The sequence below is a fragment of the Pseudoalteromonas sp. S2721 genome (assembly GCF_005887425.1).
GTDB lineage: Bacteria > Pseudomonadota > Gammaproteobacteria > Enterobacterales > Alteromonadaceae > Pseudoalteromonas > Pseudoalteromonas simplex.
The window spans coordinates 1-22,230 of record NZ_PNCZ01000025.1; the positions used below are offsets into that span (position 1 = coordinate 1).

Sequence of the window (22,230 nt, forward strand, 5' to 3'; positions counted from 1 at the left end):
TGCATTAGCTGTAATTAAAGTTTAGACAATATCTTATTTACTGCAAGAATGAGTTCATGGATAAAAGTGACTGTCCTTGTAAAATTTAGGTATTAAAAAAGCGCCTTTGGGCGCTTTTTTTGTGGTTAAAGAATTTGATTCTCTTTCCAGACTTGTTCTTTTGCCATGCGCTTTTTACGCTTGTCACATGGGTCGTCGCAGTCGCAGGCTTTGTCGATACCAACAGCGCCTAGGCCACCACAACTACTGGCCATAGATTTCTTTTGCACAATCATTCCGACAGCCATCGCCGCCACAATTAAAATAAGTAGACCAAATGTAAGAAGAAAAAGTGACATTGCTTTGCCCCTATCGTCAGCAATTAAATCGAGCCCAACTAATTAGGCTGCATGTATTATATACCTAAACGACCTCAAGGTGCGAGTTTCAGTTAGAATTAAAAGCGATTTAGGCAAGGCATTGATTGCAAGCAATAGTGGTTCTATTGTTAAAATCAATAACGCGGTATAAATCGCTTTTAAACCAATCCTTTGGGCGCTTCACAGGCGCTTACTCTCATCGTTGTTAGTTCTGGGACTGCCATTGTTGCAAAGTAACGCCTTGATATTAAGCACCTGTGGAACGCTGAGTTCTGCATCTTGAGGCAGCTTGGTTATACACTGCTTCTTGCCCTGCTACAAATATGGTTTAAATGCAGGGCTTGAATAAGTTACTAAACCATTGTCTGACTTACCAATTAAATACACCGGCAAATCGTGCTCTTCGGCGTATTTCTGCGCCTTTTCCATGCCCATCACTGTAATTGCCGTCGCTAAGCCATCTGCAGTCATCGCTGATGGGTGTAAAACAGTAACTGATACCAAATCATGACGGCTCGGCATACCTGTTACAGGGTCAATTAAGTGGCTATAGGTAACACCATCCATTTCGTAAAAAATTCGGTAATCACCGGATGTCGCAATACCATTAGTACCCGGCTCAATTACTTTATGTACTTTACGCACGCCAGGCTCAGCATCAGGCTGCTCAATAGCTATTTTCCAAGTGATGTTGTTTGGCTTAATACCCGACACACGAAGCTCACCACCAATCTCAACCATATAATTAGTGAAACCATGGCTTTCAATCACTTGTGCTACTTTATCAATACCATAGCCTTTTGCTGTAGCAGAAAACGACAGCTCTAAACCATCAATCGTCTTCATAAGACCAGCATCTGTAAGTTCAAGCTTATCAACACCAATTTTGGCAACCATTGCGGCCAAGGCTTCATCGCTTGGGCGTTTAGTCGGCTTTTTATCTGGACCAAAGCCCCACAAGTCAATAAGTGGCCCCATGGTCACATCTAACGTTTTTGTTGATTCGCCAAGGCGAATTGATTCAGCTACCACGTTTCTAAAATCAGCGCTTATTGGCATTACCTGCCCTGCTGGTAACTGGTTGAACTGGTTAATTTCTGAATCAGGAATGTAAGTCGACATAGATTGATTTACATCTTTAAGCACTTGCTTAATTTCCGGGTGTAAATCAACACCTGCAACCTTTGAAGACTCTGCAAACACCTTAATGTGATAAGTGGTGCCCATTGTCTTACCTTCAAAATAAAGCTCTTCAGCCTTATCTGATTGACCGCAGCCAGCCATGAGTAAAGTCATAGTTAATAGGAAAAAGGCCATCAAGCCTTGGCGATAAAACACTCTATTCATAGCATTCACCTTGTAGATACCACGGAGTTCGGTATAGAAATAAAAAAGCCTCGTAACACTAAGTGCTACGAGGCCTGTATTCTAACCAAAACTAATTGTTTTGTGTATGGTGTTAGCCACCGAAGTCATCTAATAAGATGTTTTCGTCTTCTACACCAAGATCTTTAAGCATGTTGATAACAGCCGCGTTCATCATTGGAGGACCACACATGTAGAACTCACAATCTTCAGGCGCTTCATGATCTTTCAAGTAGTTTTCATAAAGTACATTATGGATGAAGCCTGTGTAACCTTCCCAGTTATCTTCTGGTTGTGGATCAGACAGTGCTGTGTGCCATACGAAGTTATCGTTTTCTGCTGCTAAGCCGTCGAAATCTTCTACGTAGAACATTTCACGCTTAGAACGCGCACCATACCAGAAGCTCATCTTACGCTTAGATTGTAAACGCTTAAGTTGGTCAAAGATATGTGAACGCATTGGTGCCATACCTGCACCACCACCTACGAATACCATTTCTGCATCAGTGTCTTTCGCGAAGAACTCACCGAATGGGCCAGAAATAGTCACTTTATCACCTTCTTTTAATGACCAAATGTACGAAGACATTTTACCACATGGAAGGCTTAGGTCTCTTGGCGGCGGCGTAGCGATACGCACGTTAAGCATGATGATGCCTTCTTCTTCTGGGTAGTTAGCCATTGAGTATGCACGAATTGTTTCGTCGTCTACTTTAGACTCCAGATCGAAGAAACCGAAGTGGTTCCAGTCGCCACGATACTCTTCTGGAATATCGAAATCAGCGTATTTAACGTGGTGAGCTGGTGCTTCAATTTGAATATAACCACCGGCACGGAAAGGTACTGACTCGCCATCAGGAATTTGTAACTTAAGTTCCTTGATGAACGTTGCCTTGTTATCGTTAGAGATAACAGTACATTCCCACTTCTTAACACCGAAAATTGACTCTTCAAGTTCAATTTCCATGTCGTTCTTAACATTTACCTGACACGCTAAACGGCAGCCTTCACGCGCTTCACCTTTAGAGATGTGATCAAGTTCTGTTGGTAAGATATCGCCGCCACCTTCTTTGATGTGTACACGACACTGACCACAAGAGCCACCGCCACCACATGCAGATGAAACGAAGATACCTGAATCAGCTAGCGCGCCTAATAGCTTGCTACCTGCAGATGTTTTAATAGCTTTTTCTGGGTCGCCATTAATTCCGATGATGATATCGCCGCTTGCTACTAATTTAGATTTAGCACCAATGATAACTAAAACTAAAATAACAACGATAGCGATGAAAACACCAACGCCTAAGAAAATCTCATTCATGATTTATCCTCGCTACCTATTAAAGTGAAATACCAGAGAATGACATAAAGCCAAGACCCATAAGACCAACAGTGATGAAAGTAATACCTAAACCACGTAAGCCATCAGGAACGTCTGAGTACTTCATTTTTTCACGGATACCAGCAAGTAAAGTAATTGCTAGTGCCCAGCCCACACCTGAACCGATACCATAAACAACAGACTCGCCGAAGTTATAGTTACGCTCAACCATGAAAGATACCGCACCGAAGATCGCACAGTTAACTGTGATCAGTGGTAAGAAGATACCTAACGCGTTGTAAAGTGCAGGGAAGAACTTATCTAATGCCATTTCAAGAATTTGTACAAGTGCTGCAATAACACCGATGAAAGTCAAGAAACGTAAGAAGCTAAGGTCTGCTTCTGGGTAGCCAAGCCACTCTAATGCACCTGGTGCAAGAACAGCGTGATAAACCAAGTTATTTACAGGTACTGAGATACCTAGTACCACGATAACTGCCACACCTAGGCCGATTGACGTTGTTACTTTCTTTGATACAGCAAGGAAAGTACACATACCTAGGAAGAAGGCTAAAGCTAAGTTTTCAATGAAAACCGCTTTTACAAATAAACTAATATAATGTTCCACTGCTCGCCCCTTACGCTTTTGCTTCTACTTGGTCTTTCTTGAAGGTACGAAGTACCCAGATGAATAAACCAATAATGAAGAATGCACTCGGTGGTAAAATCAATAGACCCATTGGTTGATACCAGCCACCATTTTGTACTAATGGGATAATATCAACACCGAATAGTGAACCTTTACCGAATAACTCACGGATGAAACCAACAGTTAGTAGTACTACTGAGTAGCCTAAACCGTTACCGATACCATCTAAGAAAGACATTAACGGTGGTGACTTCATTGCGTATGCTTCAGCACGACCCATTACGATACAGTTTGTAATGATTAGACCAACGAATACTGAAAGCTCTTTAGCAGTTGCATAAGAGAATGCTTGCAGTACTTGGTCAACAACGATTACAAGTGATGCGATGATCGTCATTTGCACGATGATACGTACAGATGATGGGATGTGGTTACGAATTGACGAAATAAACAAGCTAGAAAACGCAGTTACTAGTGTCAATGCGATTGACATGATTAGTGCATTTTTTAAGCTTGATGTTACCGCTAGCGCAGAACAAATACCTAGTACTTGTAATGCGATCGGGTTATTTGCGAATACCGGGCCAAATAGGACCGACTTCATTTCTTTAGTATCAGCCATTATTTCAACGCTCCTTCACGTACTTTCGCAAGGAATGGACCAAAGCCATGCTCGCCAGTCCAGAAGTCAACTGTGTGATCAACACCGTTTGAAGTTAATGTTGCACCAGAAAGACCATCGATTTGATGTTCGTTCTTCGCACCGCTCTTCATGATATTGATTGGTAACTCTTTACCTTGCCATTTAGCAGTCCATTGTGGATTTTGGATTTCACCACCTAGACCTGGCGTTTCGTTGTGCTTGAAGAAGTTGATGTTTTTAACTGTTTCACCATCGCTTTCAAGCGCTAAGAAGCCGTACATTACACCCCAAAGGCCATAACCTTGGATTGGTAGAATGATTGCGTCTGTAGAACCATCAGGTTTCTTCGAAATATATACAGGTGAATTTTTTGTCATACGCTGAATACCAGCGATGTCTTTAATTCCTTCTGCTTTCAACGCAAAGCTACGAGCTTGGTCGAATTTTGTTTTCTCGAAGTCAAATGAGTTAGGATCAGCACCTTCAACAAACTCACCTGTGTTCATGTCTACAACACGTGCTTCAATTTTTGAGTTAAAGGTATCTGACACAGTACCTGATACTTCAATGCCTGCAGCCGCTAAGATATTACGTTGGATATCTTGTGTTTTGTTAGCTTGCTGTAAAGGACGAAGCTGAACTGAAGCAAACGATACGATGATTGCACACACTAAACATAGTGCAACAACAACGGTTAGCGTTTTGCCGATTGATTCGTTATTACTAGACATTACGTGCCAACCTCCGCTTGATATTAGCTTGCACTACAAAGTGATCGAATAATGGTGCAAATAAGTTAGCAAATAAGATTGCTAGCATCATACCTTCTGGGAATGCCGGGTTAACAACACGGATCATTACAACCATAAAGCCGATTAACGCACCGTAAGCGAACTTACCTTTGTCTGTGAATGATGCAGATACAGGGTCTGTTGCCATGAAGAACATACCAAATGCAAAACCACCAAGAACTAAATGCCAGTGCCAAGGCATTGCAAATACAGCATTGGTTTCTGAACCAATTGTATTTAGTAAGAATGCCGTTGCAACCATACCTAGGAATACACCTAGTACGATACGCCATGAAGCGATACGCACGTAAATTAGGAATAAACCACCGATTAATAGTGCTAGTGTTGACGTTTCACCTACAGAACCTTGAATGAAACCGTAGAACGCATTCCACCATAACTCCATGTTGCTGTAATCAAGTGAACCAACAACAGCTTGGCCAAGCATAGTTGCACCAGAGAATGAATCTACTGCTGTCCATACTGTGTCACCTGAAATTTGCGCTGGGTATGCGAAGAATAAGAACGCACGACCGGCAAGAGCAGGGTTAAGGAAGTTACGACCTGTACCACCAAAGATTTCTTTCGCGATTACAACACCAAACGTAATACCTAGTGCAACTTGCCATAAAGGAATCGTTGCTGGCAGGATTAGTGCAAATAATACAGATGTTACGAAGAAACCTTCATTTACTTCGTGCTTACGCACTGAAGCAAATAGCACTTCCCAGAAACCACCCACAGCAAATGTTACTGCGTATATTGGTAGGAAGAAGCAGGCACCGTAAAACATTTTCGCGCCCCAACCAGAATCAGCAGTTAATTCACCACCGAATAATTGGAACAGACCAACTTGCCATGTGTTTGCTAGTTCAAAACCTTGTGCTAAAGCACCAGCGGCCTGATGACCGATGTTGAACATACCAAAGAACATGGCAGGGAACGTCGCCATCCACACTAAAATCATCATACGTTTTAGGTCGATGTTATCGCGAACGTGTGTTTTGCCTTTATTTACATAACCTGGCGTGTAGAAAATAGTCGCTGCAGCTTCGTAAAGCGCATACCATTTTTCGTGTTTACCACCCGGTTCAAAATGCGGCTCAATATCTTCTAGAAATTTCTTTAAACCCATCTCTCTAGCCTTCCTTCTCGATCGTAGTCAAGCAATCGCGTAGGATTGAACCGTACTCGTATTTACCTGGACAAACGAAGGTACATAATGCTAAATCTTCTTCATCAAGCTCTAGCGCACCTAACGAAATAGCACCATCAAGATCACGTGCGATTAAATCACGTAATAATAGTGTAGGTAGGATGTCTAAAGGCATAACACGCTCATAGCTACCAATTGGAACCATAGCACGCTTCGAACCACCTGTTGAAGTCGTCATGTTAAATAGACGGCTAGGAGCAAGGTGAGATAAGAAGGTACGTGTTACTGAGAACTTGTTAGCACCTGGTGCGATCCAACCGAATAGCTCTTTTTCGCGACCTTCAAGTAATACAGATACTTGAACATGGTAACGACCTAAGAACGCATGTGGACCTTGAGAGATAGCGCCTGATAATACAGAACCAGAAATTACACGGTTATCACCGTCTTCTAATTCACCAGCAACTAAATCATCTAAAGATGCACCTAGCTGAGTTTTCATTAAGCGTGGGTTTTTAACACGAGGACCAGCAAGCGAAACAACACGGTCTGTGAAGATTTCACCTGTTAGGAATAATTTACCAAACGCGATTACGTCTTGGTAACCTAAGTGCCAAACCTGCTTGCTTGCAGAAACTGGGTCTAAGTTATGAATGTGTGTACCAACAAGACCTGCCGGATGCTTGCCACCAAACTCATGTACTTCTACTTGAGGGATTGATGAACTAGGCACTTGGCTACCAGCTTGTTTACAAACAAATACTTTGCCGTCAGTTAAACGAGATACCACAGCTAAACCTGCTTCAAATGCTTGAGTGTTTTCAGCAATGATTACTGCAGGATCTGCAGCTAGCGGGTTAGTGTCGATAGCCGTTACAAAGATAGAGCTAGGATTTGCATCCAAAGCAGCTACTCTGCTGAATGGGCGAGCACGTAGTGCTGTCCATTGACCTGACTGAACTAGTACTTCTTTAACTTTTTCACGGTCTAAGCCCGAAAGCTCGTCGGCCTTGAAAGAGTCAAAGGTGATTTGCTCACTGCCATTAACTTCAATAACAACAGATTGCAGCACACGTTTAGCACCACGATTGATTTCTTTAACTACCCCAGAAGCTGGTGCAGTAAATAAGACGCCTGGGTTCTTTTTGTCTTCAAAAAGTACCTGGCCTTTTTTGACTTGGTCATCCACGCGAACATGCATGGTTGGACGCATACCAATATATTCTTCACCTAGCACAGCTACACGTTTGACGGCAGAACCATCGTGAATAACTTGCTGAGGTGCGCCCTCTATCGGTAAATCCAGACCTTTTTTTATGTTGATCATACGCACTTGCATTACATTAACGGAAAGAAACTGAAAAATCGTACCAACCACGTCGCCATTTGATATGCTCAAGTTAAACTCTAAGTATCAAAGAATAGCCTGTTTAACACCCCAAACAAGCAACGCAGTAAACTCCTCACATATATTGCCCGAATTTTAACATCAATCAGGGTGACTATGCGAGAGCAAATATGAAATTTATACGACAGATACGGTTATTTAGACTACAAAAACCTTTTGAATAAAATTCAATATAGACCAAAGTGCTATTGATGATGTTTTATTTTCATCCAGAAACAAAAAAGTCGCTTAAAAAAGCGACTTTACAAAATCAAGTTTGTTCAGCGATTAATCAATCAGCTGTGAAATCGCAACATCAGGATTCACATCTTGCTCGTAATCTACACTGTCGATACCAAAACCGAATAAACGTAAAAACTCATTATGGTAACCCACGTAATCCGTTAATTCGTCAATTGTATTTGTATCTACTGTATCCCAAACATGTTGTACACGAGCTTGAACATCATCTTCTAACTCTTTGTAGTTTTGGAATAAGTGACCACCTTCGTCAAAACGTGGTGTCTCGCCGTAAAGGTTTTCAGTAAATAACGCATGAATTTGCTCAATGGTACCTTCGTATGTACCGTCTGCTTTCATTACTTTGAATAAAGCAGAGATATATAAAGGCATAATTGGAATTGCCGAGCTTGCTTGTGTCACAACCGCATTTAATGAAGAAACATACGCTTCGCCATTTAAGTCTTTTGTAGACTCTTTGATTGCTTGCGTTGCACGGTCAAGGTCTTCTTTCGCTTTACCAATTGTCGCATGACCGTAAATTGGCCACGTTAACTCTTTACCGATATAGGTGTAAGCCGTTGTTTTGAAGTTATCAGCTAGTACATCCGCTTCTTTTAATGCGTCAATCCACATTTCCCAATCTTCACCGCCCATTACTTTAATTGTATTGTCGATGTCTTCTTGGCTTGCTGCTTCAACGGTTACTTCATCAATCACACGCTTTGAAGTGTTTAGGTTCTTCGTTGTGATATCTGAGCCAATAGGCTTAAGCGTAGATGAGTAAGTTTCACCTGTATTTGGATCAGTACGACGAGGTGAAGCAAGGCTGTATATAACTAAATCAATTTTACCTAGATCAGCTTTGATAGTATCAATTGCTTTTTGCTTAATTTCGTTAGAAAACGCGTCGCCATTGATATTTTTAGACCATAAACCAGCTTCTTCAGCGGCTGCTTGGAATGCTGCTGTGTTGTACCAACCTGCAGAACCCGTTTTGCGTTCGCTACCTTCTTTTTCAAAGAAAATACCTAACGTTTTAGCACCGCCACCAAATGCAGCCGTGATACGTGATGCTAGGCCGTAACCTGTAGACGCACCTATCACTAATACATTCTTAGGTGCATTGCTCAGTGGTCCTTGCGCTTTCACATAATTAATTTGTTCTTGTACGTGCTCAGCACACCCTACTGGATGCGCGTTAGTGCAGATAAATCCACGAATTTTCGGCTTAATGACCATTGATCATCCTATATCTATCACAATAAAAATTAGCGCTAGTTTAAAGGCTAATAGTTAAAATACAGGTCTGATCAGTAAAACTTTTCAGACCCACGTAAATTTTTCGAGCTTAAAACACCCAAGTAACCAGCAGTCTAGAGTGACTGTCCTTCTAACTTTGAGTGACTGTCCTGCTAATTTAGTCGAACTTTGAGCCGCCTAAGCACTTTGGTGATTCAGGTGCCTGTCCATGTTGTTCACTGAACTCTTCGGGAGTAAATGTGTGAATCGCTAATGCATGAATGTGATTTGCTAATTCATCTTTTAATAGCTCATTAATTTGACGGTGACGGGCAAGTAAACGTTTACCTGCAAATTCTTCACTCACAACCACCACTTTAAAATGCGACTCAGTTCCACGACTATGCATATGGCTTTCATTGACAACATTCAGGTGTTTACATTCGATACCCGCAGCAAGCTTTTGCTCAATTTGTTGTTGCATTGACATGTGTCATAGACCTTTCATAAGAAAATAATTGCCAGCTACTATATCAAGGGCATGGCTCAATTTGCCAATGATTTTATATGATTGAACGAAAGGTAAGGTTAATTCGAGGGTGTTTGAGTCTTTGCTGCTTCGGCAAACTATGCTGGTAATCGCGCTGGCTAAAACCATTCATGATTAAACAGCTACCACTTTGCAGCACAATGCTATATTGTTCATTTTTATATTTATGCTTTATTTTAAATACACGTTCGGCCCCTAGTGATACAGACGCGATTGTTGGTTGCTCACCAAGTTCTTTCTCATCGTCACTATGCCAGCCCATACAATCATGACCATCTCGATACAAGTTAACTAAAAGCGCATTAAATGGTATCTGCAAAGTTCTTGATAAGCGTACACGCATAGCATCAAGCACCTCTGGCCAAGGCTCAACGATTAATTTTGAACCCGAGTAACCATAATTTACGTTCTGATCAGCAATAAAGCATTGCAAACGCGGGATCACATGGCTTTTTCCGTACACTTTTATAGCCGGTTGCTGCCAATTGAGCTGCTGCTGAAGAAAGTAAAATAATTCGAGGCTTTTTTGCGCACTCAATGTATTGGCTTGGTAAGAAAACCCATCAGGTAGATGATTAGGGTTGGCGTTTGGCTGTTGCATGTTAGAATTTACCTATACATTAATACTTTCGTAAAATCATGATGACCACCCAAGCACAGCTCGGTGATAACACCTATACCCTAGAACGCTTTCCGTTAGATCAAAAAAATCGCAGTCTTCAAGCATGGGACTCTGGCGATGAATATCTTGTCAATTATGTACAAGAGCACTACCCATATGCAAATTCAATCCTGATACTCAATGACAGTTTTGGCGCCTTATCCTGTGCCTTTAATACGTTAACAGTTTATTCAGTTAACGACTCGTATATTGGTCATCAAGCTACCCGCTATAATTTACAAACCAATGAGTTATCAACAGATTCTTTAACGCAACTGGACTCATTAGCAGCATTACCTAATCAGGTTGATTTAGTGATATTAAAAGTGCCACGCAATTTAGGCTATCTTCAGCATCAACTTGCCGCAATCAGTGCAGCTTTACCTGCTGACATTGATGTTATTGCAGCTGGAAAAACGAAAGACATTCATAACTCAACTATAAAGGCTTTTAGTCAGTATATCGGTGAAACATCAACCAGCTTAGCGGTTAAAAAGTCCCGCTTAATTATCAGTAAAACCAGTGGTCTTAATAAAGTAGCCCCCTTTCCTGTTAACTGGCCACTTGAAGGCAGTGAATTTGAAATTCAAAATCATGCCAATGTATTTTCTCGGGACTCATTAGATATCGGCGCGCGCTTTTTCTTTAACTATTTGCCACAAACAAGTAAAGCCCGCAGCATCATTGATTTAGGCTGTGGTAATGGTGTTGTTGGGTTGATGACTCTCAAACGTTGCCCTAAAGCCCATGTAACCTTCGTTGATGAGTCCTATATGGCCGTTGAATCAGCCAAATTGAACATAACTCACAATTTACCTGATCAATTAGACCAGTGTGAGTTTGTTCAAAACGACTGTTTAACCGATTTTCAACCTAACAGTGTTGACCTTGTTTTATGTAACCCACCATTTCACCAAGCGCAAGCGGTCACCGATCATATCGCTTGGCAAATGTTCAAACAGGCAAAACAAACATTAAAGCACGGTGGTGAATTAAGAATTATTGGTAATCGTCATCTAGACTATCATGAAAAGTTAAAACGCATGTTCGGCAATTGTAAGCTATTAGGATCTAATAAAAAGTTTGTCGTACTAAGTGCTACAAAGAATAATTAATGGAGCTAACTAAATGAAAAAAATACTTCCTTTATGCTTGCTAGCCGCCCTATCTGCGTGTAGCAATCAGCCAAATCAGTTAATTTTGAACCCCGTTTATCAAGGCGGGAAAATTTCAACTATTAACAGTAATGTTAGCACCAGCGTAATTGACTTACGTGGTGACAATGTGACCCTTAAAATCATTGGTTCAGACAAAGTAAAAACGCTTGCAAGCCCTGGAATAGCTGATTCTGTGAAAAGTGCCTTAGACAGTGCTCTAAGCCGTAATGGTGCAAACATTTCAAACTTAGCAACTACACGTTTTGAATTAGATATTCATAAGTTGCAAGCAACTGTCACCGAAAAGATGATGACGCACAGTAGTGCTGCAAATGTGGAGTTTGGTTTAAGAGTGATTAAAAGTACGAGTAACTTTACTAAGATATACCGCGGCAACGCAAATCTTGAAGGACCACTCAGTCATGACCGTGCAAAAATAGAAGGTCAACTTAATAAGTTGACTGAACAGGTTATAACACGCATTGTATCTGACCCAGAATTAATCGCCTATTTAGAAGGTTAACCATGAAACGCATTTTATTACTTAGTTTTTTATTGTTTTTTGCTCACAGTTCATTCGCAGCGACTGAAGGTAAGTTTATTCAAAAAGACAATATGTTTCCGCGCGTAGAAATTGTTACTACGCTTGGCAGTATTGTGGTCGAAATGGATCGTTCACGGGCACCAATTACAGTAAATAACTTTCTAACTTACGTTGCCGATGGTAGCTATCAAGGTAGTGTATTTCACCGTGTTGAACGTGATGAAGACAACGAACGTGATTTTGTAATTCAAGGCGGTGGTTACGATAAAGACTACGATGGTCTGTACGAAGGTGACCCTATTTTCAATGAAAGTGGCAACGGGTTAAAAAACGATATGTATAGTATCGCAATGGCATATCAAGACCGAAAACCACACTCAGGTACGCGTCAATTCTTCTTTAATATGGACGACAACGACCATCTTAATCCAGGTCGTGATTGGGGCTTTGCTGTATTTGGTATGGTCATGGATGGCTACGAAACTCTAGACAAAATCATGCGTGTCGAAACTGCTTTCAATGAAAAAATTGGTTACAGCTTTGTACCCAAAGATCCTGTAGTTATCTTAAACGTAAAAGTGCTTGACGCTAATCAATAATAAATAGGGGCGCACGCCCCTTAAACTGGCAACACTATGACAAAAACCCTTTCTTTTTCAGAGTATTTCTCATACTTCAAAGATAAACGTTTAATTAATATTTTTATTTTTGGTATTAGCAGCGGCTTTCCGTGGGTATTGATTGGCTCTGTCATGTCGGCCTGGCTAAAAGATGAAGGCCTAAGCCGCAGCATGATTGGGTTGTTTGGCATCGTGTTTGGTGCATATAGCATTAACTTTTTATGGTCACCGCTCGTTGACCGTGTAAAGTTACCTTTTTTATTTAACTGGCTAGGCCAGCGCCGTAGCTGGATTTTACTCTGTCAGTCAGTCATTTTTATTGGTACCTTTTCGCTTGCAGGGCTCGATATCAAAGCCAACCTTTGGTTTGCTGCCGCACTGTGTTTAGTGATTGCAATAGCATCTGCAACTCAAGACATTGCTATTGATGCATTTCGTATCGACACTTTGGCAGAAAATGAGAGCCATAAAGCCACCGCAGCGGCAGCAATGGCAACCTCAGGTTGGTGGAGCGGCTATGCTCTATTAGGCGCCCTACCGTTTTATATGGCCGACATCCCTTCACTTGATTGGCCACAAGTTTACTTTTTCCTATCTGTCGTGATGCTGCTATTAATGAGCAGCGTATTTTGGGCGAAAGAACCAGAATCAAATCGCGATGCAGTTCAAGCAGAGCTTGAGCAAACCTATCAACAAAAGCTGGCTGGTAGTACGCAAACTCGCTTTGCTAAAGTTATTGCATGGCTTGCTGTAACCGTTTTTGATCCTTTTAGAACCTTCTTCGCCCGTAACGGGGTAAAAACAGCATTGGCTTTATTAGCTTTTATTTTCTTATTTAAAATCGGCGAGGCCTTCTTAGGGCGAATGTCTATCGTGTTTTATAAAGAAGTGGGCTTCTCGAATAGCGATATTGCTACCTTCTCAAAAGTAGGTACGGCAGTACTTACTATCGCTTTCACCTTTCTAGGTAGTTTGTTTAACCAACGATATGGCATTGTTAAAGGCTTATTTATTAGTGGTATTGCGATGGCAGCCTCAAATCTCGCCTTCGCTTGGATTGCTATAGCAGGCCCTAAATTGAGCCTTTACGCGTTTGCAATCATTATTGATGGTTTTACACAGGCTTGGTCTCTCGTTGCCATGGTGGCGTTTATATCTATGCTTTGCGACCGAGCATTTAGTGCCACTCACTATGCGCTACTTGCATCATTAGGTAATTTAGGTAGAACTTTACTTTCAAGTTATAGCGGCGTGCTCATTGATGACTGGTTAGGAGGAAATTGGGCGATGTTCTTTGTAGTGACAGCACTTATGGTTTTACCTTCATTAATTTTCTTATTTTTAATTAGGCATAAGCTTTATGCACTAGAAAACAACTATCATCAAAGGGATTTAACAAGTTAGATACGAAAGTAATTTTAGAGGAGAGATAAATGGTGAAATTTTAATAGCGCCTCCCTGCACTATTTGTATTACTTTAGCAGTGTTATTTCACCACAAAGCACTAAAAAATTATGCGTCTTTTAGTAAATTAAGACCTTCGTACGGGTCAACTTCTAAAGCATCACAATAACGTATGAATTCAATAACATCTAGTCGACGTTCTTGGTTTTCAATTTTACCGATAAAAGAATGCGGCGTACCTAAAACCTGCGCAAGGCTACGCATTGTGTGACCTTTCTCGTGGCGTTTAGTTTTAAGCCATTTCGTTAATTTCGAGTTTTCTTCAGAAGAAACTGTTTTACCCATCATAAAATACATCTCCTACTAGATGATTTAAATTAATAAACTTAAGAGTGAAATTTGCCCGTCTCACTCTTGGATACATTATATACTAATAATTTTCACTTTGAATTATTAATTATACAAATGTCCACCTTTTAGGTATGGACCTTATTAGTATACATGCCTTAGTGTAGCTAAAATTAAAGCATGTGCTCTATAGTTAACTGGTTAACTGTACCAAAAAATTGATCAATTGGAAGTCAAACAAGATGAAAGTATCGCTTTAAATTCTGCATATTTATGCTTAAAGTGTACGTAAATACTGAAAAAGGCTAAGAAATGTTTCGTATATTATTTTTGTTGCCAATTGTACTGTGTGTAGCATGGTACCTATTTTTAAAACACAATCGAGTACCAATTAAGCAAGGTAAAAATGGCTTTGTATACATTTTGGTCGCATCAGCGTTAGTTTTAGGCTTCTTTTTACTGATGATTAAAGTGACCCAACACTAGGGTCACTCATTTTTAATTAATCGGTAACGAATTTACCTATTACTATCTACGGCGATCTCGCAGCATTAACAAACACGGTGTAAGCACAAGTGTCAACACCGTGGCAAATGTTAAACCACCCGCAACGGCTGTTGCCAATTGCACCCACCATTGAGTAGATGGCGCACCAAAATCAATGTGACGGTTAAATAAATCAATATTCACTTGGAGTACCATTGGCATCAATCCCAAAATGGTGGTAACAGTCGTTAGCAATACCGGACGCAAACGCTGTGCACCGGTTCGCAAAATCGCATCTTTGGCAGCCAGACCTTGGCTTCGTAAAACATTATAGGTATCAATCAATACTATATTGTTATTAACCACAATACCTGCAAGCGAAATAACCCCTATACCTGACATCACAATACCAAACGGTTGCTGTAATACGATTAAACCTAAGAACACACCCACAGTTGAAAATAGCACAGCACTTAAAATCAAAAATGCTTGATAAAAGCTATTAAATTGCGTCACCAAAATGATACCCATCACAAATAGAGCAACCACAAAAGCTTGCTCAAGAAAGGCTTCTGATTCATCTTGATCTTCAGTTTCACCACGCACTTTAATTTTCACGCGAGGGTCTAATCCTTGCTCTTCTAATTGCGCTTGTAAGCGCGGCAATGCCTTGGCAAGTTGTTCACCCGGCTTCATGTCTGCATTAACGGTAACAACGCGCTGAGAATCTACACGACGGATAGTATCGACTTTAGGCGCTGCTTGACGCTCAACAAAGTGACTAATTGGCACTTGCCCGTGCATGGTTTTTACACGTAACGTTTCAAGACGTCCTAAATCACGTTTGTCATGGGGGAAACGTACGCGAATATCAATCTCGTCATCCACATCATCTGGACGGTATTCCCCTAATTTCAAGCCATTGGTAATAAGCTGAACATTTGCCCCTAACAGACTGGCATCGGCACCAAAACGAGCCGCATCCGAACGGTTCAATTTAAGTTGCCATTCAATACCTGGTTTTGAAGCACTGTCATCAACATTTCGAAACGCGCCATCATTCTCGATAGCTTGCCTTACTCGTTTAGCTTCACTGTTAAGCACATCAACAAACCGAGAGCTCAGCTCAATGCTTAACGCTTTACCACCACCCGGGCCGTTTTCATCTTTACGAAGTTCAATTTCTACACCGGCATAACTTGCCGTGATTTCGTTAACTTGGCTGATAATATCTTCTGCGGGCGGACGCTCATCCCAATCTTTTAGATTCATTCTAAACGTGCCTACTTGATCTTTACCACCAGTAAGGGCGTACAGAGTTTTTATACCTTCCACTTTTAGGATGCGCGACTCAATATCTTTCATGATCACGTCTTTTTCAAAGATGGATAAGTCACTGTAAGAACGTACTTTGATATTAACGCCATTTGGCTCAACATCAGGAAAGAACTCAACGCCAAGCTTAGAAATAGCAAAGGCAAAAAACACCATAATGGAAAACACAATTGCAGCAGCAAGGCTCCACCAAGGACGCTCTGTTGCATAATCAAGCACTCGAATATAACGCCCTAGCATCCCTTTAATTTGCGTTAAATCGCCAGATTCTGCTAACTCTAAATCATGTTTTTGCTGCTCAGAAAGCGGCCTTGATTTACCTATTAGTCCACCAATAGTTGGTACAAACACCAGTGCCATAAGTAATGACGCAGACAAGGTAGCAATAAGTGTAATCGGCAAGTATTTCATAAACTCGCCCATCATTCCCGGCCAAAATATCAGCGGGGCAAAGGCCGCTAATGTTGTTGCCGTAGAGGCGATAATTGGCCATGCCATTCGTTCTGCAGCCAGTTTATATGCAACCTTGCGCGGTTTGCCTTCACTCATTGCTCTGTCTGCAAACTCACTAACAACAATTGCGCCATCCACCAGCATACCGACAGCCATGATGAGCGCAAAGAGCACCACGATATTCACCGTTAAACCAAACACAGAGATCACTAAAATCCCCGTTAAGAATGAACCGGGAATGGCAATACCCACTAAAAATGCCGTGCGCGCACCAAGTACCGCCACAATAACGATAACCACCAATAATACGGCAGACAGCACATTATTTTGCAGATCAGAAAGCATCATCTTTACGTCTTTTGACATGTCGCCGGTGTAATCAACGCGTATATGATCAGGCCATATTTTCTTGGCCTCATTGACCACTTGCTTCACTTGTTCGACCGTATCAATAATATTTTCACCAGCACGTTTTTTTACTTCCAGCGAAACCGCATGGCGGCCATTAATACGTGCGATTGAGGTTGGGTCTTTATACGCTCGACGAATTTTTGCTACGTCCATAAAACGTACCACCCTATCGCCAACGACTTTCACGGGTTGCTCCATGACATCCTGAATCGTCTCAAACACGGATGGGATTTTTACAGCAAAGCGTCCTTTACCAGTATCAAGTGTACCGGCAGCAACTAAGCGGTTGTTATTTGATAGCAGTTGAATGATGTCACTCGGTTCTAAGCCATAAGAAATCATCGCCAGTGGATCGACCTCAATTTCGACCATGTCCTCGCGATCACCACCTACATCAACTTCTAATACGCTAGAAATGCTTTCTAGTTCATCTTTAAGATTACGAGCAAGGGTTAACAAACCTCGTTCTGGCGCATCACCGGACAAAGTTAATGTAATAGTCGGTTGCTCGTCTTCCATCAAAATTTCATGAACTTCTGGTTCTTCTGATTCAGAAGGCAGTTTCGCCTTAGCTAAGCTGACTTTATCTCGTACATCCGCTAAGGCTTCTTTGGGATCCATACCCGCGATAAATTCAAGGGTCACAGAGGCATGCCCTTCACTTGCCACCGCTGACATTTCTTTTACGCCTTCAATCGAGCGGAGCTCAATCTCCATTGGCCTAACTAATAGCCGCTCAGCATCTTCAGGGGAAATACCGTCATGAATAATCGACACATAAATAAAAGGAATGGTGACATCAGGATTCGCTTCTTTAGGGATGGTTTGATATGTCACCCAGCCCGAGATCAGCAACAAGATGAAAATAGATAAAACTGTACGCGTGTGAGTCAACGACGCTTCGATTAAGTTTTTCATACTTAGTTGCTCGTAGCTTCAGTAAACACGGGCTCAACTTTATCACCGGCACGCACAAAACCTTGACCAAGGGTAATGACATTTGCTTGTTCGCCTAAACCCCAAAGCCAAACCCCCTGCTCGGTACTTTTAGCCAGATTCACCGATTTAAACTCAACAATATTATCGTCATTCACGACTTTTACGCCGATATTACCTTGCTCATCAAGGGCCATAAAAGCCGGGCTTAATAACATTGCAGGCTCAGTTGGCAACTCAATATTTAGCTGAGTCGAAAAACCTGCTTTGTATTTCATTCCTGGGTTTTCAAACGCCGCTTCGATGCGAAATGTATTCGTGCTGTCATCAGCAACAGATGCAATATAACGAATACGACCAGGATAGGTTTTGTCATTTAAAACATGAGCAAAAGTAGCTTGCCCGACTTCTAAGCCTTGCACTTCTTTTTGAGTCGCATCGGCTCTAACAATTAACGGGTCTAAATCAGCGAGCTGTAAAATAGGGTCGCCTATGCCAACATAATCACCAATTTCGACTAAACGTTTGTTAATAACGCCATCAAAAGCAGCGCGTACTTCAGTGCGCTCTAGTTTTAATTCAAGGCTAACTAAGGTTGCTTTAGCCTGTTGCAACATAGCTTGCGCTTGCATGGTTAATACTTTGTTCTGTAAACCTTGCTGATTTAGCTTAAGGGCGCCTTCGTATTCAGTTTGATACTGTGCCACTAAGGCTTCTGCTGATGTAATTTGGGCGGCTAAATCAGACTTATCGAGGCGTAAAATAACCTGTTCTTGTTTTACAAACTGACCTTCTTCAACCAAGATTTCGAGTACTTGTCCTGCTTGCCTAGCGCTAATATTTGCGATTTTGTCAGGCTCTGATTTACCGTAAAAGGTCAGGTTTTTATTTATTTTCTTAGCAACTAATGACATCACCTGCACTTTAGGCAAGCGCTCTTGGGCTTGTTCTTTACTTTGCTGCGCGTTTTGATCTGCTTTGCTATCGCCGGATAGCATCCACAATATAATCACCAAAACAATGGCGATAGCTAAAATATAGGGTTTCTTTTCTATTGTTGTAGTTATATTTGGCAACGCAAAATTCCTTCTAATAATGCGTAAAATTTAGCAGAGGCAGGATATTATGAGAAGTTAAAGCAATAAAAAAGCCACATCAAGTGGCTTTCATAAATAATTAAACGCTGAAGCTGGCTCCGCAACCACAGGTTGTAGTTGCGTTCGGGTTATTCACAAAAAAGCGAGCCCCTTCAAGGCCTTCTGTGTAATCAACGGTACCATCAACTAGGTATTGAATACTCATAGGGTCAACAACTAGCGTTACACCATTTTTAACAATTTCTAAATCGCCAGGGTTAGCTTTTTCATCAAAAGTAAAACCATATTGGAAACCTGAGCAACCACCACCTGTAACGTATACACGTAGCTTTAGATCAGGATTTTCTTCTTCCTCGATTAACTGTTTAACGCGAACAGCTGCTGCATCGCTGAACTTGATTGGCAACTCATCTGACATACCAAAACCCTCAAAACCTATAATGGTCGCAATTATCTAATACCCGAGTATTTTAATCAAGTATCGCCTCCCATTGAAAATATTTTAGTATAGGATTGGCTAACATATTCGCATTGAACTAACATTTAATTGTAGTACTTTTTACCCATGTAAAAGTTATGCGATGAGGGACCATCACAGTGATAGATCATTTAAAGCTGCATTTCATTAGTCCAAGCTTAACTAGCTCGCAAACAATCCCTGCGCAGTACGATAGTTTACTCGTTTGCTTATCCGTACTTACTGCGGTCTTTGCTTCTTACATTTCATTTTTACTATCAGCAAAAATTAAAAGCTCTCAATTAAGAAATGAAAGCCTTGTATGGACTTTGTTAGCATCGTGCTTTTTAGGTATTGGTATCTGGGGTATGCATTTTGTAGGTATGCTCGCCTATAAACTTCCTATCGCTGTTGAATACAACATCACGGTCACTTTGATCTCTATTTTGCCAAGCGTTTTTGCAAGTTATATTGTTCTTTCCCCCACTATTGGGCGTGGCAAAGGGCTAGTTTTTCGAAGTGTACTTATGGGGGCTGGTATTGGTTGTATGCACTTTATTGGCATGATGGCAATGATGATGCCAGCCCACATGGCCTATGAACCTTGGTTATTTTCATTATCGATTTTAGTCGCAATTGTTCTTTCTGGCATTGCACTATGGATTAATGATTTTAGAAATGAGCGTGAGGTAAACCAAACACGTATAAACATTCTCGTTGCAGTCATTATGGGGAGTGCTATTTCAAGCATGCACTACATTGGTATGATTTCAATGACTGTATTTGAGACTGATTATACCATTTATACATCTGGCCATGATAACGCTGCGCTTGCAAAATTAATTATATCCGTCTTATTAGCCCTAAGTCTGTTCGTATTAGGAATTGTCGAACTTAGAGCACGAAGTTTACTATCAGCCAAACTTGAAGCCGTGCTGAATACAGTTCAAGATGTCGTTATTAGCTTTAATAATGTAGGAGTAATTGAATTCGCTAACCCAGCAGTTCTTCCTGTTTTTGGCTATGAACCAACCCACCTAATCGGTAAACATATCCACACTTTAATCCCAAAACAATCATCGCAGTTAGATGAGATATTCTGCGACCCACAGCAAAAAAAAGAAAACGTGAGTACAAATAAGAGCCGCCTATTAAAGGGGTTACGTAAAGATAAATGCTACTTTCCTATCACTCTCACAATTAGCTCCATTGGCAAAAAAGAAGCAGGCTCTTACGTTGCAACTATTAAAGACCTAAGCGACATTCAAAACCAAGAAGCGTTTACACAAACAATTTTCGATAACTTACCTATTATGCTGTTCGTAAAAGAGGCCGAGCATCTAACATTTAGCCATGTCAATAAAGCAGGTGAGCAACTTTTAGGTAAAACTAAAGAGCAACTCATTGGCTTAAATGACTTTGATATTTTTAGCGATGAGGACGCCGTGAATTTTATTCAAACAGATAGGGATGTACTAAAAAGTAACGAAACACTTTTTGTAACTGAGAAGCCTATGACCATAAATGGTCGAACGCATTATCTTCGAACCAGAAAGCTCGCAATTAGAGACGCTCAAGGAAAAGCTCGCTACTTACTGGATGTATCTGAAGATGTTACTGAATTAAAACAAGCAAAAACAGATCTTGAGAACTTACATCAACGGATGTCAATGGCTGCAGATGCAGCACACATTGGAATTTGGGAGTGGAACTTTGAAACCAATGAATTAATCTGGGATGACTGGATGCATACCTTGTTCGAAATTCCAAAAACATCTTTTAAAGGCAATTACTCAACATGGGCGAGCACCTTACACCCAGATGATTATGAGGACGTTACAAATAAGCTCAAGCTTTCGATACTAAACAATGAAGAATTTCATGCTGAGTTTCGTATCGTTTTATCTTCTGGCAGAACTCGCTATATCAATGCCGACGGAAGAATCTACGGAAAACGGATGATCGGCGTCAATTTTGATATTACCAAGCGGGTTTTGGCTGAACAACAGATACGAATGTTGGCACAAACAGATCATCTTACCGGTCTTGCAAATAGAAGCGCTTTAAGTAAGTTTATTAATCATGAGTTTGACCGTGTTGAACGCACAGGTGGTAAGGTTGGTTGTTTATACTTTGACCTTGACAAATTTAAGCCCATCAATGACACCCATGGTCATTTAGTTGGTGATTTCGTGCTTGTTGAAATTGCTAAACGGTTACTTGAAACAGCCCGAAAAACAGATTGTGTTGCACGCATTGGGGGGGATGAATTTGTCATAGTCATTACTGATATAGAAAATCAAAATCAGATTGAGCGAGCTCTAACACGTTTTATTAACTCAATATCAACGCCAATTGCATCTGAGGTGGGTTATTTAAATGTAGGCGCAAGTGTTGGTTATGCTTTATATCCTGATGATGCAAAATCACTTGATGACTTATTAAATAAAGCTGATGAGCGCATGTACAAGCAAAAACATAACTCTCCTATGACAGTGATAAGTATGCAACCATAACCTTGGCTCAGTCATTAAATATTATAATCAGCTCGATTTTCCCAAAAAGAAGATAAAAATATAAAATGCCAACGACTTAGTGAGTTTGATTTGGTAAACTGC

21 protein-coding genes are annotated in these 22,230 nt (G+C 41.0%); 6 read left to right on the top strand and 15 right to left on the bottom strand.

The genetic code is table 11. From position 1 onward, the window contains the following. Positions 1-125 precede the first annotated feature (125 nt). From nqrM to CWC02_RS10470, 11 genes are all read right to left on the bottom strand, one after another. Positions 126-338 carry a (Na+)-NQR maturation NqrM gene (nqrM, locus tag CWC02_RS10420; RefSeq protein WP_055020649.1) on the bottom strand — a complete coding sequence of 71 codons (213 nt, stop codon included), beginning with the start codon at positions 336-338 and terminating at the stop codon, positions 126-128. A gap of 336 nt (positions 339-674) precedes the next feature. Beyond that, positions 675-1,706, bottom strand: a complete 1,032-nt coding sequence (locus CWC02_RS10425; protein WP_138618069.1) for an FAD:protein FMN transferase — start codon at positions 1,704-1,706, stop codon at positions 675-677. Positions 1,707-1,818: 112 nt separating this feature from the next. Beyond that, positions 1,819-3,045, bottom strand: a complete 1,227-nt coding sequence (gene nqrF / locus CWC02_RS10430) for an NADH:ubiquinone reductase (Na(+)-transporting) subunit F (RefSeq protein WP_054554282.1) — start codon at positions 3,043-3,045, stop codon at positions 1,819-1,821. A 19-nt stretch (positions 3,046-3,064) separates the two neighbouring features. Then, entirely contained in the window at positions 3,065-3,673 is a 609-nt protein-coding gene (gene nqrE, locus CWC02_RS10435) for an NADH:ubiquinone reductase (Na(+)-transporting) subunit E (protein ID WP_016708692.1), read from the bottom strand. Positions 3,674-3,683: 10 nt separating this feature from the next. Then, positions 3,684-4,316 (bottom strand): NADH:ubiquinone reductase (Na(+)-transporting) subunit D, encoded by a 633-nt coding sequence (locus CWC02_RS10440; RefSeq protein WP_054554281.1) that lies wholly within the window; start codon positions 4,314-4,316, stop codon positions 3,684-3,686. Then, positions 4,316-5,068, bottom strand: coding sequence for a Na(+)-translocating NADH-quinone reductase subunit C (locus CWC02_RS10445; RefSeq protein ID WP_054562304.1), 753 nt, complete (start codon positions 5,066-5,068; stop codon positions 4,316-4,318). Before CWC02_RS10445 ends, CWC02_RS10440 begins: the two co-directional genes overlap by 1 nt. Next, positions 5,061-6,263: an NADH:ubiquinone reductase (Na(+)-transporting) subunit B gene (locus tag CWC02_RS10450; protein WP_062566711.1), complete on the bottom strand. Its 1,203-nt coding sequence runs from the start codon at positions 6,261-6,263 to the stop codon at positions 5,061-5,063. The genes CWC02_RS10445 and CWC02_RS10450 overlap by 8 nt, the downstream gene beginning before the upstream one ends. 4 nt (positions 6,264-6,267) lie before the next feature. Beyond that, positions 6,268-7,611, bottom strand: a complete 1,344-nt coding sequence (locus CWC02_RS10455; RefSeq protein WP_138618111.1) for a Na(+)-translocating NADH-quinone reductase subunit A — start codon at positions 7,609-7,611, stop codon at positions 6,268-6,270. 348 nt (positions 7,612-7,959) lie between these two features. Beyond that, entirely contained in the window at positions 7,960-9,153 is a 1,194-nt protein-coding gene (gene fabV, locus CWC02_RS10460; protein ID WP_138618071.1) for an enoyl-ACP reductase FabV, read from the bottom strand. Positions 9,154-9,331: 178 nt separating this feature from the next. Then, positions 9,332-9,643: a BolA family protein gene (locus CWC02_RS10465; protein WP_054554277.1), complete on the bottom strand. Its 312-nt coding sequence runs from the start codon at positions 9,641-9,643 to the stop codon at positions 9,332-9,334. Positions 9,644-9,716: 73 nt separating this feature from the next. Continuing rightward, a complete protein-coding gene (locus tag CWC02_RS10470) occupies positions 9,717-10,304 on the bottom strand; it encodes an alpha-ketoglutarate-dependent dioxygenase AlkB family protein (protein WP_138601767.1) in 588 nt (195 codons plus the stop codon). Between the two features lie 41 nt (positions 10,305-10,345). Here CWC02_RS10470 and CWC02_RS10475 point away from each other — a divergent pair, with 41 nt between their 5' ends. Genes CWC02_RS10475 through CWC02_RS10490 form a run of 4 tightly spaced genes read left to right on the top strand, consistent with a single transcriptional unit; the run spans position 10,346 to position 14,089 of the window. Beyond that, on the top strand, positions 10,346-11,479 hold the full coding sequence (locus CWC02_RS10475; protein WP_138618113.1) for a methyltransferase: 1,134 nt from the start codon (positions 10,346-10,348) through the stop codon (positions 11,477-11,479). Between the two features lie 13 nt (positions 11,480-11,492). Then, entirely contained in the window at positions 11,493-12,044 is a 552-nt protein-coding gene (locus tag CWC02_RS10480; RefSeq protein ID WP_138618073.1) for a YajG family lipoprotein, read from the top strand. Between the two features lie 2 nt (positions 12,045-12,046). Next, positions 12,047-12,664 carry a peptidylprolyl isomerase gene (locus CWC02_RS10485; protein ID WP_054554273.1) on the top strand — a complete coding sequence of 206 codons (618 nt, stop codon included), beginning with the start codon at positions 12,047-12,049 and terminating at the stop codon, positions 12,662-12,664. A 36-nt stretch (positions 12,665-12,700) separates the two neighbouring features. Then, positions 12,701-14,089 carry an AmpG family muropeptide MFS transporter gene (locus CWC02_RS10490; RefSeq protein ID WP_138618075.1) on the top strand — a complete coding sequence of 463 codons (1,389 nt, stop codon included), beginning with the start codon at positions 12,701-12,703 and terminating at the stop codon, positions 14,087-14,089. A gap of 108 nt (positions 14,090-14,197) precedes the next feature. Here CWC02_RS10490 and CWC02_RS10495 read toward each other — a convergent pair whose 3' ends face one another. Further along, complete coding sequence (locus CWC02_RS10495; protein ID WP_054554271.1) at positions 14,198-14,437, bottom strand: helix-turn-helix domain-containing protein; 240 nt, start codon at positions 14,435-14,437, stop codon at positions 14,198-14,200. Between the two features lie 312 nt (positions 14,438-14,749). On the opposite strand from CWC02_RS10495, the gene CWC02_RS20755 reads away from it, so the two are divergent. Beyond that, positions 14,750-14,923, top strand: coding sequence for a hypothetical protein (locus tag CWC02_RS20755; protein WP_171043836.1), 174 nt, complete (start codon positions 14,750-14,752; stop codon positions 14,921-14,923). 42 nt (positions 14,924-14,965) lie between these two features. Here the strand turns inward: CWC02_RS20755 and CWC02_RS10500 are convergent, their stop codons facing one another. The 3 genes from CWC02_RS10500 to erpA all read right to left on the bottom strand — a co-directional run bounded on the left by CWC02_RS10500 (position 14,966) and on the right by erpA (position 19,573). Further along, positions 14,966-18,040: an efflux RND transporter permease subunit gene (locus CWC02_RS10500; RefSeq protein ID WP_138618077.1), complete on the bottom strand. Its 3,075-nt coding sequence runs from the start codon at positions 18,038-18,040 to the stop codon at positions 14,966-14,968. Between the two features lie 2 nt (positions 18,041-18,042). After that, on the bottom strand, positions 18,043-19,134 hold the full coding sequence (locus tag CWC02_RS10505) for an efflux RND transporter periplasmic adaptor subunit (RefSeq protein ID WP_054554269.1): 1,092 nt from the start codon (positions 19,132-19,134) through the stop codon (positions 18,043-18,045). A gap of 100 nt (positions 19,135-19,234) precedes the next feature. Further along, the gene (erpA, locus tag CWC02_RS10510; protein WP_036966451.1) at positions 19,235-19,573 is read right to left on the bottom strand and encodes an iron-sulfur cluster insertion protein ErpA; all 339 of its coding nucleotides are present in this window, start codon (positions 19,571-19,573) and stop codon (positions 19,235-19,237) included. Positions 19,574-19,752: 179 nt separating this feature from the next. Here erpA and CWC02_RS10515 point away from each other — a divergent pair, with 179 nt between their 5' ends. Further along, positions 19,753-22,128 carry a diguanylate cyclase domain-containing protein gene (locus CWC02_RS10515; RefSeq protein ID WP_138618079.1) on the top strand — a complete coding sequence of 792 codons (2,376 nt, stop codon included), beginning with the start codon at positions 19,753-19,755 and terminating at the stop codon, positions 22,126-22,128. The last annotated feature ends 102 nt before the right edge of the window (positions 22,129-22,230 follow it).